This window comes from Rahnella bruchi, from assembly GCF_003614975.1.
Lineage (GTDB): Bacteria > Pseudomonadota > Gammaproteobacteria > Enterobacterales > Enterobacteriaceae > Rahnella > Rahnella bruchi.
The window spans coordinates 254,134-268,554 of sequence record NZ_QZWI01000005.1; the positions used below are offsets into that span (position 1 = coordinate 254,134).

The 14,421-nt window shown below is 52.1% G+C and carries 10 protein-coding genes; 3 read left to right on the top strand and 7 right to left on the bottom strand.

The window, feature by feature from the left end; genetic code table 11:
- Positions 1-103: 103 nt before the first annotated feature.
- The 3 genes from D5398_RS12400 (at position 104) to D5398_RS12410 (ending at position 5,290) form a co-directional block, all read left to right on the top strand.
- On the top strand, positions 104-1,753 hold the full coding sequence (locus D5398_RS12400; RefSeq protein WP_120507915.1) for an amidohydrolase: 1,650 nt from the start codon (positions 104-106) through the stop codon (positions 1,751-1,753).
- Between the two features lie 141 nt (positions 1,754-1,894).
- Positions 1,895-3,565 carry an MFS transporter gene (locus D5398_RS12405; RefSeq protein ID WP_120507916.1) on the top strand — a complete coding sequence of 557 codons (1,671 nt, stop codon included), beginning with the start codon at positions 1,895-1,897 and terminating at the stop codon, positions 3,563-3,565.
- A gap of 108 nt (positions 3,566-3,673) precedes the next feature.
- On the top strand, positions 3,674-5,290 hold the full coding sequence (locus tag D5398_RS12410) for an MFS transporter (RefSeq protein ID WP_120507917.1): 1,617 nt from the start codon (positions 3,674-3,676) through the stop codon (positions 5,288-5,290).
- Positions 5,291-5,323: 33 nt separating this feature from the next.
- Here D5398_RS12410 and rluF read toward each other — a convergent pair whose 3' ends face one another.
- The 7 genes from rluF to atpA form a co-directional block, all read right to left on the bottom strand.
- On the bottom strand, positions 5,324-6,208 hold the full coding sequence (rluF, locus tag D5398_RS12415; protein WP_120507918.1) for a 23S rRNA pseudouridine(2604) synthase RluF: 885 nt from the start codon (positions 6,206-6,208) through the stop codon (positions 5,324-5,326).
- A 174-nt stretch (positions 6,209-6,382) separates the two neighbouring features.
- Positions 6,383-8,212: a glutamine--fructose-6-phosphate transaminase (isomerizing) gene (gene glmS, locus D5398_RS12420; protein WP_120507919.1), complete on the bottom strand. Its 1,830-nt coding sequence runs from the start codon at positions 8,210-8,212 to the stop codon at positions 6,383-6,385.
- 227 nt (positions 8,213-8,439) lie between these two features.
- A complete protein-coding gene (gene glmU / locus D5398_RS12425) occupies positions 8,440-9,810 on the bottom strand; it encodes a bifunctional UDP-N-acetylglucosamine diphosphorylase/glucosamine-1-phosphate N-acetyltransferase GlmU (RefSeq protein WP_120507920.1) in 1,371 nt (456 codons plus the stop codon).
- A 271-nt stretch (positions 9,811-10,081) separates the two neighbouring features.
- Positions 10,082-10,504, bottom strand: coding sequence for a F0F1 ATP synthase subunit epsilon (locus tag D5398_RS12430; protein ID WP_101077831.1), 423 nt, complete (start codon positions 10,502-10,504; stop codon positions 10,082-10,084).
- Between the two features lie 27 nt (positions 10,505-10,531).
- On the bottom strand, positions 10,532-11,914 hold the full coding sequence (atpD, locus tag D5398_RS12435) for a F0F1 ATP synthase subunit beta (protein ID WP_095924049.1): 1,383 nt from the start codon (positions 11,912-11,914) through the stop codon (positions 10,532-10,534).
- A 32-nt stretch (positions 11,915-11,946) separates the two neighbouring features.
- Positions 11,947-12,810 (bottom strand): F0F1 ATP synthase subunit gamma, encoded by an 864-nt coding sequence (gene atpG / locus D5398_RS12440; RefSeq protein WP_112290861.1) that lies wholly within the window; start codon positions 12,808-12,810, stop codon positions 11,947-11,949.
- A gap of 62 nt (positions 12,811-12,872) precedes the next feature.
- Positions 12,873-14,414, bottom strand: a complete 1,542-nt coding sequence (atpA, locus tag D5398_RS12445) for a F0F1 ATP synthase subunit alpha (RefSeq protein ID WP_013577682.1) — start codon at positions 14,412-14,414, stop codon at positions 12,873-12,875.
- Between the last annotated feature and the right edge of the window lie 7 nt (positions 14,415-14,421).

The window sequence follows — 14,421 nt, forward strand, 5'->3', positions numbered from 1 at the left end:
TTTTATACATCCAATACCAAGACTAGCATAGCGCCAATCTTACCAATCCGCTGGTAACGCATCAGGCGACGCCAGGGAAATTCAATTTCTTTGAGGGTTATTTATGTCTGCTCAAACGACTGTTATTTATTCAGCCCGAAAAATCATCACCATGTGCCCTTCCCAACCGGAAGCGAGCCATGTGGCAGTGAAGGACGGAAAGATTCTGGGTGTGGGTTCACTGGATGAACTAAAAGAGTGGGGCGACTATGTGGTCAATGACCAGTTCGCCGACAAGGTCATTATTCCAGGGCTGATTGAAGCGCACTCTCACGCTACTGGCGGCGGAATGTGGCAGTTCCCGTATGTCGGTTTTTATGACCGCCCGGACTACACAGGCAAAGTATGGAAAGGCTGCCGCTCATTTGATGAAGTGGTTGAGGCTTTGCAGAAAGTTGAAAAAACCATGACGGACCCGCATGCACCGCTGATTGCCTGGGGCGTAGACCCGATCTATTTCGGCAGTGAGAAGCTTGGCCGCGAGCATCTGGACAGAGTATCGACTACCCGCCCGGTGGCGGTGATCCACATGAGTATCCATCTGATGGGGGCCAACACGGCGGCGCTCAACGATTGCGGCATTTTTGCTGACAGCAAGATTGAAGGCATTGTTAAAAATGAAGACGGTTCACTGCATGGCGAGCTGGTGGAATTCGCCGCCATGGGGCCTGTATTACAAAAATACGGCTTCTGGGATGCGTTAACGACCGAACAGGCCATTCGCAATTTTGGTCAGGAAGCCTTCCGCGCAGGGTGTACTTCCGCTGCCGATATGGGTTTAACCGATTTTGATAATCCGGAACTGGCTGCCAACTATATCCGTATGACCCGTGCCGAAGAATTCCCAATCCGTCTGCTGGTGGCTTATGGCCCTCCGTTTGTGAAGAAACCCTTTATTGAAGCGGTAGAGTTTGCCGCAGATGTGATGAAACACGGCCACGATAAGATGATGTTCGGCCCGATGAAAATTTTCCTCGACGGCTCGATTCAGGGCGGATCTGGCCGAATGCTGGCGCCGGGTTATTTCAAAACAGGCCATAACGGTGCCTGGAATGCCACACCGGCAGAAATTGATGTGCAGGTGTATGAAATCATGAAGCGCGGTTATCAGGTCCATTGCCACTGTAACGGTGATGAAGCTTCAGAGGCTTTTATTCAAGCGGTAGAGAAAACACTGAACCGTATTCCGGCAGTGAACCATCGCGCCGGTATGCAGCATGCGCAGATGCTGCGCGAAGATCAGTTTAAGCGCATAAAAACGCTCGGTATGTGCGTTAACTTCTTCAGCAACCACATCTATTACTGGGGTGATCAACATTACAGTAAAACCATGGGGCCTGAACGCGCCAACCGGATGAACGCCTGCGGCAGTGCTGTTCGCCATGGTATTCCTTTCGCTTTCCACAGCGACTGCGGCATCACGCCAATTAACCCGCTGTTTACAGGCTGGTGCGCGGTAAACCGTGTGACTGCTTCGGGACGCGTACTGGGAGAACAGGAAAAAATCAGCGTAGCAGAAGCTCTGCACGCCATGACCGTCGGCGCTGCGTACACCATGAAGCTCGATCATCTGATTGGCAGCATCGAGTGCGGCAAGCTGGCCGACTTCACGATTCTGGAAGAAAACCCGCTGACCGTAGAGCCGATGCATCTGAAAGACATTCAGGTCTGGGGCACTGTGCTGGGCGGAAAAGTCCAACCGATTTCCAGATAACCTGAGTTTCCCTCCCTGATCTGCACGGTCAGGGAGCTTCCTTTAGACAAGCTATTTCTCCGCCTGGAAACAGCCGGACGGCTTCCTGCTGCTCATTTTTAATGAAATTTTGTTTTTGCATACTTTGACGAGGTAATTTTTATGGCTACACATGCCGCCGAGCCACTGGCTATACCGTCCTCCACCGCTTCGGTGTCAGGCTGGGCCAAATGGCTTCCTTTACTGGTGCTTTGTCTGGCCCAGCTTTCCACTTCCGGCGATAACGCCACGCTGAGTATCGCCACCGGTGCGCTGGTCAAAGATCTGCATGCTTCGATGGATTTAATTAGTATTGCCAATGCCATGTACTCACTGGCCGCAGGCTCACTGATGGTCGCAGCAGGGATGGTCGGGTTGATTATCGGCTGGAAGAAAACCTTCCGTATCGGCTGTGCGTTATTGTTTTGCGCCGAGCTGACTGCCTTTTTCTCACCTAATATGCAAATTTTCACTTACGGTGCCCGTCTGCTGTCCGGCGTCGGTGGCAGCTTTATGATCCCATCCGTTCTCGGACTAATTGCCAGTAACTTTAAAGGCCGCGATCAGGCCGTGGCATTCGGCGCTATCGGTGCCGCCAGCGGAGTTTCTTTCGCCGCGGGGCCACTGATCTGCGGTACCCTTGTAGACCAGTTTGGCTGGCGCTACGCTTTTGCGGCAATCGCCTGCCTGTGCGTCGTGATTTTCGTCGGTTCTTTCATTATTCCTACACCGGCAAAACCGGAACGCAAAGTCCGTTTCGATTTACCGGGCGTAGTGCTGACGGTCATCGGTCTGTTCAGCGTCATTCTTGGCTTCCTCAAAGTATCAAGCTGGGGGCTGTTTACACCCTTTGCCGCGCCTTTCACTGTGTTTGGTTTAAGCCCTGCGCCGTTCCTGGTGTTATTGGGTTTAGTGGTTCTGGCACTGATGTTGAAATGGGAACGTCACCGTGAAGCGTCGGTGGGCAGTGCGCTGATCCCGATGTCATTCCTCTCTACACCCCAGGTACGTAACGGCTTATATCTGACAGCCTTTATTTTCCTGGCCTATGGCTCCGGCATTTTTGTGACCGTCAGTTTTGTACAGGTCGTGGCGGGGTTGAATGGTATTCAGACTGGCCTGATGATTTTACCCTTCGCTTTAGGCGTGGTGATCTTCTCGCTGGGGCTGCCGGTCGTATGGAAAAATGCCAATCCGAAACGCATGTGTCAGGCGGCGCTGTTAATTGGCACTTTGGGATCCGTGCTGTGTATTTTCGGTTTCGGCCCTACCAGCTTCTCCGCCATTGTCCCCGTGGGTATGTGTTTGATTGGCGTAAGTATGGGTATCGTTTCAGCCTACTCCAGTTATATTGTCACCAGCGGATTACCACCCCGGGATGCACAGCAATCAGGTGGAGTACAAGCGACGTCGCGCAATGTCGGTCAGGCGATTGGCGTGGCAGTATGCGGCATGGTAATGCTGACGGCAGTCACTATGGGCGTTCAGGGGGCTGCACGTAGCGATACGGCATTAAGTCCTGATACTCAAACCAAAGTGTCAGAAATGACAGTAATCCCTTATCTGAGTGATACCGGTTTTTCAGCTTTGATGCTCGAGCATGGCATCGTGCAAAAAGACGTTCCCGCTTTGACGAAGGTTTATCAAACTTCAAGACTCAATGCGACGCGCGCCGGGATGATTGCCACTGCCCTCATGACAGTGCTGTTCCTGTTCGGGACTCGAAATCTACCCACCAAAAACAAAGGTGCGCAGCCTGACAACGTGTCAGGTGATCGTAAAAAGAAAAACTAACCTGACAGTCCGGGTAGTAATCCATGGATTATTATTCAGATGTCGTTAGCGCGCATCCTGTTTTCAGGTTGCGCGCTTTTGCGTAGCTGAAATCATCAGGAAAATATTATGGCTGAGAAAAGAAGCCTTAACCGACAGGCTATTGGCTTGCCCCTTCTGATTCTGTGCCTCGCTCAATTTCTGGCATCGGCAGATAACGTTACGCTGAGTATCGCCACAAGTGCACTTATCCGCGATCTCGGCGCTTCAATGTCTCAAATCAGCACCGCCAACACCATGTATCCGTTGGTTGCGGGCACCTTTATGGTTGCAGGAGGAATGCTTGGGCTGATTACAGGATGGTTAAAAACCTTTCGTAGCGGGTGCCTGATCTATTTCATCGCGGAAGCGATTGCCGTTTTCTCACCCTCTATGACGGTATTTACCTGCGTGGCAAGAATACTGGCAGGGATAGGCGGAAGCCTGATGATCCCGGCTGTGTTTGGCATCATCACAAGCAGCTTTCAGGGAAGACAACAAGCTATCGCCTTTGGTGCGCTGGGGGCAGCGAGCGGTTTCTCTTTCGCAATGGGGCCTGTGGTTTGTGGGTTACTGCTCGATTACCTCGGCTGGCGCTGGGCGTTCGGTACTATGGGGGGACTGGCAATTATCATACTGCTTTGTTCTGTTCTGATCCCTTTGCCGGTTAAACCCGATTCCCGCGCCCGTTTTGATCTACCTGGTTTTATCCTTTCCACGCTAGGTCTGTTTCTGGTGGTATTTGGCATCTTGCAAATCTCCACCTGGGGATTGCTAACCCCCTTCAATCCTCCCTTCACGATTTTCGGCCAGAGCCCGGCACTTGCGCTGGTGGCCGCCGGACTACTGGTTCTGGTATTTATGCTGCGCTGGGAAAAGCACCGGGAAAGGAGCTGTGGCAGCGCATTAATCCCCCAAACATTTCTGAAAACGCCACAGGTGCGGGCAGGTTTATACCTGACGATGTACATTTTCTTCGCTTACAGCTCGGGCATTTTTGTGGTGGTGAGTTTTGTGCAGGTCGTGGGAGGGCTGAATGCGGTTCACACCGGTCTGCTCATCATTCCTTTCGCCGTATGCCTGGCGGCCTCGTCGATAGGATTGCCATTAATTTTCCAGCAACGAAATCCCCGGCGTCAGTGCAGGGCTGGATTATTATTGGGCATAGCCGGTTCGGTCCTGGCGGCTACCGGCATTACCGACGGTCATTTTGATATTACGTTTGTTACACTGGGCTTGTGCCTGATTGGCGCCAGCATGGGAACCGTTGCCGCTAATGCCCCCTATCTCATCACCAGTGCGTTACCGGAACGGGACGCGCAACAATCGGGAGGGATCCAGGCGGCGGCCAGAGATATCGGACAGGCTTTGGGGATCGCGCTGGTCAGTATGGTTATGCTGACGGCGATTACTTTCAGCATGAAAAAGTTTACGGCAGAAATCTCCACGGTTACCCCGCAAACCTTTCTGACCGTGAAAAATCTGAGAGTCATCCCTTATCTCAGCGACTGTGCATTTCAATCCATGATTGTAAAGTCAGGAGCCAACCCGCAAGACCTTCCCCTACTCATGCCGGTTTATCAACATGTGCGTGCGCGCGTAACGCGTGCAGGACTGTTTTCCATGACCATAATGACCGCTATCTTTTTGCTCGGGACGGCAGGAATCCCCACTTCTTTGCCTCAGGCGAAAAAAAAGCCTGAATAGACAGGCTTTTCGCAGACGCAGATAAGGACGAAATTAGCGCCCTTTCTTCTTACGTCCTGGCTGCGCAAAGCGCTTACGGGAGGCGGCGTTACCTTCCGGTTTATCGGAATTTTTTGTTTTTGTGACAGCCGGTTTGGCCGCCGGTTTTTTAGCCTGAGCCGGTTTTGACTGCGTTTTTTTCGCCGGTTTATCTTCCGAAGACGAGTTTTCAATCAGCTTAAATAACTCGATCAGTTCATCATCGGTCAGGTCGCGCCATTCGCCCAGCGGCAATCCTTTCAGATTGATGTTCATGATGCGCACACGTTCAAGCTTAGTGACTTCAAAACCAAAGTGCTTGGTCATACGGCGGATCTGACGGTTAAGCCCCTGCACCAGCGTAATGCGAAACAACATCGGCGCTTCTTTCTTCACTTTGCACTTTTTGGTCACAGTACCGAGCATGGGTACGCCCGCGCCCATACCGGCAATAAACTCGTCAGTGATCGGCTTGTTGACGGTCACGATGTATTCTTTTTCGTGGTCGTTACCGGCGCGCAGGATTTTGTTGACCAGATCACCATGGTTGGTCAGTAAAATCAGACCCTGTGAATCTTTGTCCAGGCGGCCAATCGGGAAGACGCGTTTGCTGTGGTTAACGAAATCGCGGATGTTGTCCCGCTCACCTTCTTCCATCGTGGTGATGATGCCGACAGGCTTGTTCAGCGCGATAAGCACCAGATCTTCTTCATCTCGCGGCTCGATAATCTGACCATTCACTTTCACCACATCGCCGGCAAATACCTGAGCCCCTACCGCGGCACGCCTGCCATTGATAAAAACATTTCCCTGTTCGATGTAACGATCGGCATCGCGGCGCGAGCAAATTCCGCTCTCGCTAATGTATTTGTTAAGACGAATGGAGGAGTCGGTCAGCATTGAGCAAAGCACCTTCAGAAAAACGCGAACTATACCTTATCCGGCGCGGGTTACGAAGTCTGAGAGAATAAAATCGTGACCAGTTGCCGAGAAAGAGAAAAACCGGAAACAATAAAAAAGCGCCTCGAAAGGCGCTTATAAAATTTCTACAATCGGTCGCAGAAGCAGACGAACTTATTCCACGGTCACAGATTTCGCTAGGTTACGTGGCTGGTCGACGTCAGTCCCTTTAATCAGCGCAACGTAGTAGGACAGTAACTGTAACGGCACGGTATAGAAAATCGGTGCGACGATTTCTTCAACGTGTGGCAGCTGGATAATCTTCATCCCTTCGCTGTCGGTGAAACCGGCATCCTGATCGGCGAAGACATACAACAGGCCGCCGCGGGCGCGTACTTCTTCGATATTCGATTTCAGTTTTTCCAGCAATTCGTTATTTGGTGCAACGACGATCACCGGCATATCCGCATCAATCAGCGCCAGAGGGCCATGTTTCAGCTCGCCTGCCGCATAAGCTTCTGCGTGAATATATGAAATCTCTTTCAGCTTCAGCGCACCTTCCATCGCGATTGGATACTGATCGCCGCGACCAAGGAACAGGGCGTGATGCTTATCAGAGAAACCTTCAGCCAGAGATTCGATGGTTTTATCCAGCGACAGCATCTGCTCGATACGCGCAGGCAGAGCCTGAAGCGCGTGAACAATGTCGTGCTCGACTTGCGGGCTCATCCCTTTCAGGCGACCCATACGCGCCACCAGCATCAGCAGAACAGTCAGCTGTGTAGTGAATGCTTTGGTGGAGGCCACGCCGATTTCTGTGCCCGCTTTGGTCATCAGCGCCAGATCGGACTCACGAACCAGAGAAGAACCGGCCACATTACAGACCGCCAGGGAACCGAGATAACCCAGTTCTTTCGACAGACGCAGCGCTGCCAGCGTGTCGGCCGTTTCACCGGACTGAGAAAGCGTGATGATAAGACTGCCCGGACGAACAGCAGATTTGCGATAGCGGAATTCAGACGCGATTTCGACGTCGCATGGCATACCGGCCAGAGATTCGAACCAGTAACGAGCCACCATGCCGGAGTTGTAGGAAGTCCCGCAGGCAATGATCTGCACGTGCTGAACACGCGATAAGATTTCGTCCGCTTTTTCGCCCAGTTCTCTCAGATTCACTTCGCCGTGACTGAAACGCCCTTCAAGGGTGTTTTTAATGGCCAGCGGTTGTTCGTAAATCTCTTTTTGCATGTAGTGACGGTAAGTGCCTTTATCACCGGCATCGTACTGCACTTTGGATTCGATCTCTTCACGTTCTACAGCATGACCATTTTTGTCATAAACGCTGACAGAACGGCGTTTAACTTCAGCAACATCCCCTTCTTCCAGGAACAGGAAGCGGCGGGTCACGGGTAACAGCGCCAGCTGGTCGGAAGCGATAAAGTTTTCACCTACGCCACGGCCAATCACCAGCGGGCTGCCGGAACGGGCGGCGACAAGAACGGACGGGTCGCGTCGGTCCATCACAACGGTGCCATATGCACCGCGCAGTTGCGGAATTACGCGCTGAACGACTTCCAGCAGCGTGCCGCCCTGAAGTTGTTCCCAATGCACCAGATGCGCGATGACTTCGGTATCCGTTTCAGAGTCAAAACGGTAGCCGCGTTCAATCAGTAATTCCCGCAGAGGTTCGTGGTTTTCGATAATACCGTTATGCACCACCGCAATGTAATCAGAGACATGCGGATGAGCATTGGCTTCAGAAGGCTCGCCGTGGGTTGCCCAGCGCGTGTGGGCAATACCGGTGCCACCGTGCAAAGGATGTTCATCCAGCGCATCGGCCAGCATCTGGACTTTGCCCAAACGACGCAGACGTCCCATTTTTCCTTCGGCATCAATCACAGCCAGACCGGCTGAGTCATAACCGCGGTATTCAAGACGGCGTAAACCTTCCAACAAAATTTCAGCAATATCGCGTTGCGCTACAGCGCCTACAATTCCACACATCAGTTTTATTCCTATATAAGGTCTTTCGGGACCTTTTTGATGCCTGACCTGATTTATCCACAAGCCCCGTTTTCCGGTGTACTTGCGGTTCCCCGAGCCTTGTAGAGAGTTGGGGATTATTATGTTTTGGTCTGCATTCCGACGATAAAACGCAGACCAAAACACAACGTGATAAACACACATCAGGCGCAGAAAACTGCGCCTGAATACTTAAGTCTCAGAATAGCTTATTTTTTCTTTACCGGTTTCTGCCAGTCAGGTTTATGCACCTGCGGCACACGGCTCAACAGAAGGCCGTTGTCCGGTACATCGCGCGTAACGGTCGTACCCGCAGCGATAGTCACGTTATTGCCCACGCTCACTGGCGCGACCAGCTGCGTGTCAGAACCGACGAAGACATCATTCCCGATGACAGTTTTGTGTTTGTTCACGCCGTCGTAGTTACAGGTGATGGTGCCCGCGCCGATATTGACGTTGTCACCAATCTCAGCGTCGCCGAGATAAGAAAGATGACCCGCTTTGGAGCCTTTGCCAAGACGGGATTTTTTGATTTCGACGAAGTTGCCGACATGCGCGCCTTCGGCCAGTTCAGCGCCAGGGCGCAGACGGGCAAAAGGCCCAACTGTACAACCGCTTTCCAGCACCGCATCTTCGAAAATACTGTACGGGCTGACCTCACAGTCATCGCCAATCACACAGTTCTTTAGCACGCAGCCTGTACCAATTTTGACGCGATCGCCCAGTTTTACGTGACCTTCGATAATCACGTTCGTGTCAATCACCACATCGATGCCGTGCGCCAGCTCGCCGCGCAGATCAAAACGCGCCGGATCCATCAGCATCACGCCTTCCAGCAACAGGCGTTCAGCCTGTTCGCTCTGATATACGCGCTCGAGTCGGGAAAGTTGCAGGCGGTTATTCACACCATCCACTTCACTGTTTCGTGCCGGATGAACGGTAGCAATCAGGTGCCCTTCCGCGTGAGCCATCGCAATAATATCGGTGATGTAATATTCGCCCTGTGCGTTGTTGTTATTCAGCTGACCGAGCCAGCGTTTGAATGACGCACCATTTGCCACCAGAATACCGGTGTTAATTTCCTGAATCTTCAGCTGCTCTTCACTGGCATCTTTTTGCTCTATGATGCCGGTAACGATGCCGTTCTCACGAACGATACGGCCATAACCGGACGGGTCATCCAGCACAACGGTCAGTAATCCAATGCCACCTTCAGGCTTAGCTTTCAGCAAATTATTCAGCGTATCGACAGAAATCAGCGGAACATCGCCGTACAGCATCAGCACATCTTCATCATCGGCAAAATACGGCGCAGCCTGTTGCATCGCATGGCCGGTACCCAGTTGCTCAGCCTGCAATACCCAGTTCAGATCACTGCCTGCCAGATTTTTCTTCAGTAAATCGCCGCCGTGGCCATAGACCAGATGCACGTTCCGGGCACCCACTTGCGTGGCAGCATCAATGACGTGCTGAACCATTGGCTTGCCGGCCAACGGGTGAAGAACTTTCGGAAGGTTGGAGTACATGCGTGTCCCCTTGCCCGCGGCAAGGATCACCACACTCAGTGCGCTGTTCGACATAGGTAACCTGACAAATCCAGTTTGAGTGACAAAAGTAACCCGTTCAATGTACGGATTACTACATATTTCGCTTCAAAAACCACCCACAGACCGCAGCCTGCAAGGGTTGTATGCTGTATAGACTACACCAAAAAAACTGAGGGTAAAGTGTCGATTAATCACGCAAGTATTCCACTAAAAGCAAGAATTTGCGTTGGGAAAAATACTGAAAATGCACTTTATTAAAGGCAAAAAAAAAGCGACCCGAAGGTCGCTTTTCTAACTGATGTCGTTACATCGCTTTTCTGGTCAGTTCGATAACGCGAAGTTTCGCGATCGCCTTAGCCAGTTCCGCTGACGCCTGAGCGTAATCAACGTCGCCGTGAGAACCACTAATGTGTTCTTCCGCTTTGCGCTTAGCTTCAAGCGCGCGCGCTTCGTCGAGGTCTTGCCCACGGATTGCAGTATCAGCCAACACGGTCGTTGCATTCGGCTGCACCTCAAGGATGCCACCGGAAAGATAGATATACTCTTCTTCACCGTGTTCTTTAACAATGCGCACCATGCCAGGCTTGATGGCGGTGAGCAGCGGAGCATGCCCTGGGAAAATACCCAGTTCGCCTTCGCTACCCGTCACCTGGATTTTTTGTACCATGCCAGCAAACATACGTTTTTCAGCACTTACAACATCCAGATGGTAAGCTTTTTCAGCCATGTCATCCTCTCTCACAACAAGCTAGTGTTACAGTTTCTTGGCTTTTTCCACTGCTTCATCAATGGTGCCAACCATGTAGAACGCTTGTTCCGGCAGGTGATCGTAGTCGCCGTCCATAATGCCTTTGAAACCACGAATGGTATCTTTCAGCGATACGAACTTGCCCGGAGAACCGGTGAAGACTTCGGCCACGAAGAATGGCTGGGAAAGGAAACGTTCAATCTTACGCGCACGGGAAACAGCCAGCTTGTCATCTTCTGACAGCTCATCCATACCCAAAATCGCGATGATGTCTTTCAGTTCCTTGTAACGTTGCAGAATAGACTGCACGCCACGAGCCACATCATAGTGTTCCTGACCAACAACCAGTGGATCCAGCTGACGGCTGGTAGAATCCAGTGGGTCAACCGCCGGGTAGATACCCAGTGACGCGATCTGACGGCTCAGTACCACGGTCGCATCTAAGTGAGCGAAGGTGGTGGCTGGGGATGGGTCAGTCAAGTCATCCGCAGGAACGTAAACGGCCTGTACGGAAGTGATTGAACCACTTTTGGTCGAGGTGATACGTTCTTGCAGAGCGCCCATCTCTTCCGCCAACGTTGGCTGATAACCTACCGCAGAAGGCATACGGCCCAGAAGTGCGGACACTTCGGTACCGGCCAAGGTATAACGATAAATGTTATCAACGAACAGCAGTACGTCACGACCTTCATCACGGAATTTCTCCGCCATGGTCAGGCCGGTCAGTGCAACGCGCAGACGGTTACCTGGTGGCTCATTCATCTGACCATAGACCAGGGAAACTTTGTCGATAACGTTGGATTCGGTCATTTCGTGGTAGAAGTCGTTACCCTCACGAGTACGTTCACCCACGCCTGCAAACACAGAATAACCGGAGTGCTCGATCGCGATGTTACGGATCAGCTCCATCATGTTTACAGTTTTACCTACACCCGCACCACCGAACAGACCGACTTTACCGCCCTTAGCGAACGGGCACATCAGGTCCATAACTTTGATACCGGTTTCCAGCAGTTCCTGGGAGTTTGCCAGCTCTTCATAAGAAGGCGCAGCACGGTGAATCGCACGACGTTCTTCTTCGCCGATTGCACCTTTCATGTCGATTGGTTCACCCAATACGTTCATGATACGACCCAGAGTTGCAACACCCACCGGCACTTCAATTGGGTGTTCCAGGTTGTTCACTTTCAGACCGCGACGCAGGCCGTCTGAGGTACCCATTGCGATACAACGAACAACGCCGCCGCCTAACTGTTGCTGTACTTCCAGCACCAGTTTGGAGGTACCGTTTTCTACCTCAAGAGCATTGTACACGTTCGGTACTGCATCCTGAGGGAACTCGACGTCCACCACGGCGCCGATTACCTGGATAATCTTTCCAGTAGCCATCTTGAATCCTCTACGTAATTCGTAAACCTAGCTTAAACCGCGGAGGCTCCCCCGACGATCTCGGTGAGTTCCTGAGTGATGCTGGCCTGACGAGCTTTGTTGTATACCAACTGCAGCTCTTTGATCAGGCTGCCGCCGTTATCGGTTGCGGCTTTCATCGCTACCATTCGCGCGGCCTGTTCGCTGGCCAGGTTTTCTACGACGCCCTGATAAACCTGGGATTCCACGTAGCGACGCAGGAGGGTGTCCAGCAAGGCTTTAGGGTCCGGCTCATACAGGTAATCCCAGGATTTCTTCGCCAGTTCGCCGTCTTCTGCCGGTGGCAGTGGCAACAGCTGAACGATGCGGGGTTCCTGAGACATGGTATTGATAAATTTATTGCTGACAACGCATAACTTGTCTAAGCGACCTTCGTCGAAAGCCTGCAACATCACTTTCACCGGTCCGATCAGTTCTGACAGAGAAGGGTTATCCCCCATGCCAGTCACCTGAGCAACAACGTTGCCACCCACGGAGCCGAAGAAAGAGGCTGCTTTGGAACCGATCAGTGCGAGATCAACTTCAACACCTTTTTCGGACCAGCCTTTCATCTCTGACAGCAGCTTTTTGAACAGGTTAATGTTCAGACCACCACAAAGACCACGGTCGGTAGACACCACCAGATACCCGACGCGCTTAATTTCACGCTCATCCAGGTACGGGTGCTTGTATTCCAGATTCCCTAGCGCGAGGTGACCAATCACTTCACGAATGGTTTCTGCATAAGGACGGCTGGCCGCCATGCGATCCTGCGTTTTACGCATTTTGGAGGCGGCGACCATTTCCATCGCTTTAGTGATCTTTTGCGTGTTTTGCACGCTGCTGATCTTACTACGTATCTCTTTTCCGCCGGCCATCTCTGCTTCTCCTCAAGACCAAACGGCCTGCCGGGTTTTAATACCAGCAGGACCGTCTAGTGTTACCAGGACTGGGTTGCTTTGAAGGTATCGAGGATATTTTTGAATTTACCCTCAATCTCATCGTTATACGCACCAGTTTGGTTGATTTGCTGCAGAAGCTCGCCGTGCTCACGGTCGGCGTAAGCCAACAGTGCCGCTTCGAAGCTACCGACTTTAGACAATTCAACGTCTTCCAGATAACCACGTTCTGCTGCGAAGATGATCAGAGACTGCGCAACGATTGACATCGGAGCGTATTGTTTCTGTTTCAGCAGCTCGGTCACTTTCTGACCATGGTTCAGCTGTTTACGCGTTGCTTCGTCCAGATCTGATGCGAACTGCGAGAACGCAGCCAGCTCACGATACTGTGCCAGAGCGGTACGAATACCACCGGACAGTTTCTTCATGATCTTAGTCTGAGCAGCACCACCAACACGGGATACCGAAATACCCGGGTTAACCGCAGGACGAATACCGGCGTTGAACAGGTTGGATTCCAGGAAGATCTGACCATCAGTAATCGAGATTACGTTAGTCGGAACGAACGCGGAAACGTCACCCGCTTGCGTTTCGATAATTGGAAGCGCAGTCAGGGAACCGGTTTTGCCTTTCACTTCACCCTTAGTGAATGCTTCAACATACTCGGCGTTAACACGCGCAGCACGTTCCAGCAGACGGGAGTGGAGATAGAAAACGTCGCCTGGGTAAGCTTCACGACCTGGTGGACGACGAAGCAGCAGGGAAATCTGACGGTAAGCAACAGCCTGTTTAGACAGGTCATCATAAACGATCAATGCGTCTTCGCCGCGGTCACGGAAGTATTCACCCATTGCGCAACCGGAGTACGGTGCCAGGTATTGCAGTGCAGCAGATTCTGATGCAGTTGCAACAACAACGATGGTGTTTGCCAGTGCGCCGTGCTCTTCCAGTTTACGAACCACGTTAGAAATGGTGGACGCTTTCTGGCCGATAGCCACATAGATACATTTGATGCCGGAATCGCGCTGGTTGATGATCGCATCGATCGCCAGAGCTGTTTTACCGGTTTGACGGTCGCCGATGACCAGTTCACGCTGACCACGACCGATTGGGATCATGGCATCAACGGACTTATAACCTGTCTGCACAGGTTCATCTACGGACTGACGTTCGATAACGCCAGGTGCGATCGCTTCGACAGCTGAGAAGCCGTCGTGCTCTACCGGACCTTTACCGTCAATTGGTGCACCCAGGGTGTTAACAACGCGACCTAACAGGCCACGGCCAACTGGAACTTCCAGGATACGACCAGTACATTTTACTTTCATGCCTTCGGCGAGGTCAGCGTAAGGGCCCATTACAACGGCACCTACAGAGTCTCGCTCCAGGTTCAGGGCGATAGCGTAGCGGTTACCCGGCAACGCAATCATTTCGCCTTGCATGACATCGGCTAAGCCGTGCACGCGGATGATCCCGTCACTGACGGAAACGATAGTACCTTCATTGTGAGCTTCGCTCACCACATTGAACTGAGCAATGCGCTGCTTGATCAGTTCGCTGATTTCGGTGGAATTCAGTTGCATGCTCCAG

Bases quoted from the DNA above. Each gene is read 5' to 3' on its own strand.
- atpD (WP_095924049.1), bottom strand. From the start codon at position 11,914: ATGGCTACTGGAAAGATTATCCAGGTAATCGGCGCCGTGGTGGACGTC.
- atpA (WP_013577682.1), bottom strand. From the start codon at position 14,414: ATGCAACTGAATTCCACCGAAATCAGCGAACTGATCAAGCAGCGCATT.
- D5398_RS12430 (WP_101077831.1), bottom strand. From the start codon at position 10,504: ATGGCTGAAAAAGCTTACCATCTGGATGTTGTAAGTGCTGAAAAACGT.
- rluF (WP_120507918.1), bottom strand. From the start codon at position 6,208: ATGCTGACCGACTCCTCCATTCGTCTTAACAAATACATTAGCGAGAGC.
- D5398_RS12405 (WP_120507916.1), top strand. From the start codon at position 1,895: ATGGCTACACATGCCGCCGAGCCACTGGCTATACCGTCCTCCACCGCT.
- D5398_RS12410 (WP_120507917.1), top strand. From the start codon at position 3,674: ATGGCTGAGAAAAGAAGCCTTAACCGACAGGCTATTGGCTTGCCCCTT.
- D5398_RS12400 (WP_120507915.1), top strand. From the start codon at position 104: ATGTCTGCTCAAACGACTGTTATTTATTCAGCCCGAAAAATCATCACC.
- glmU (WP_120507920.1), bottom strand. From the start codon at position 9,810: ATGTCGAACAGCGCACTGAGTGTGGTGATCCTTGCCGCGGGCAAGGGG.
- glmS (WP_120507919.1), bottom strand. From the start codon at position 8,212: ATGTGTGGAATTGTAGGCGCTGTAGCGCAACGCGATATTGCTGAAATT.
- atpG (WP_112290861.1), bottom strand. From the start codon at position 12,810: ATGGCCGGCGGAAAAGAGATACGTAGTAAGATCAGCAGCGTGCAAAAC.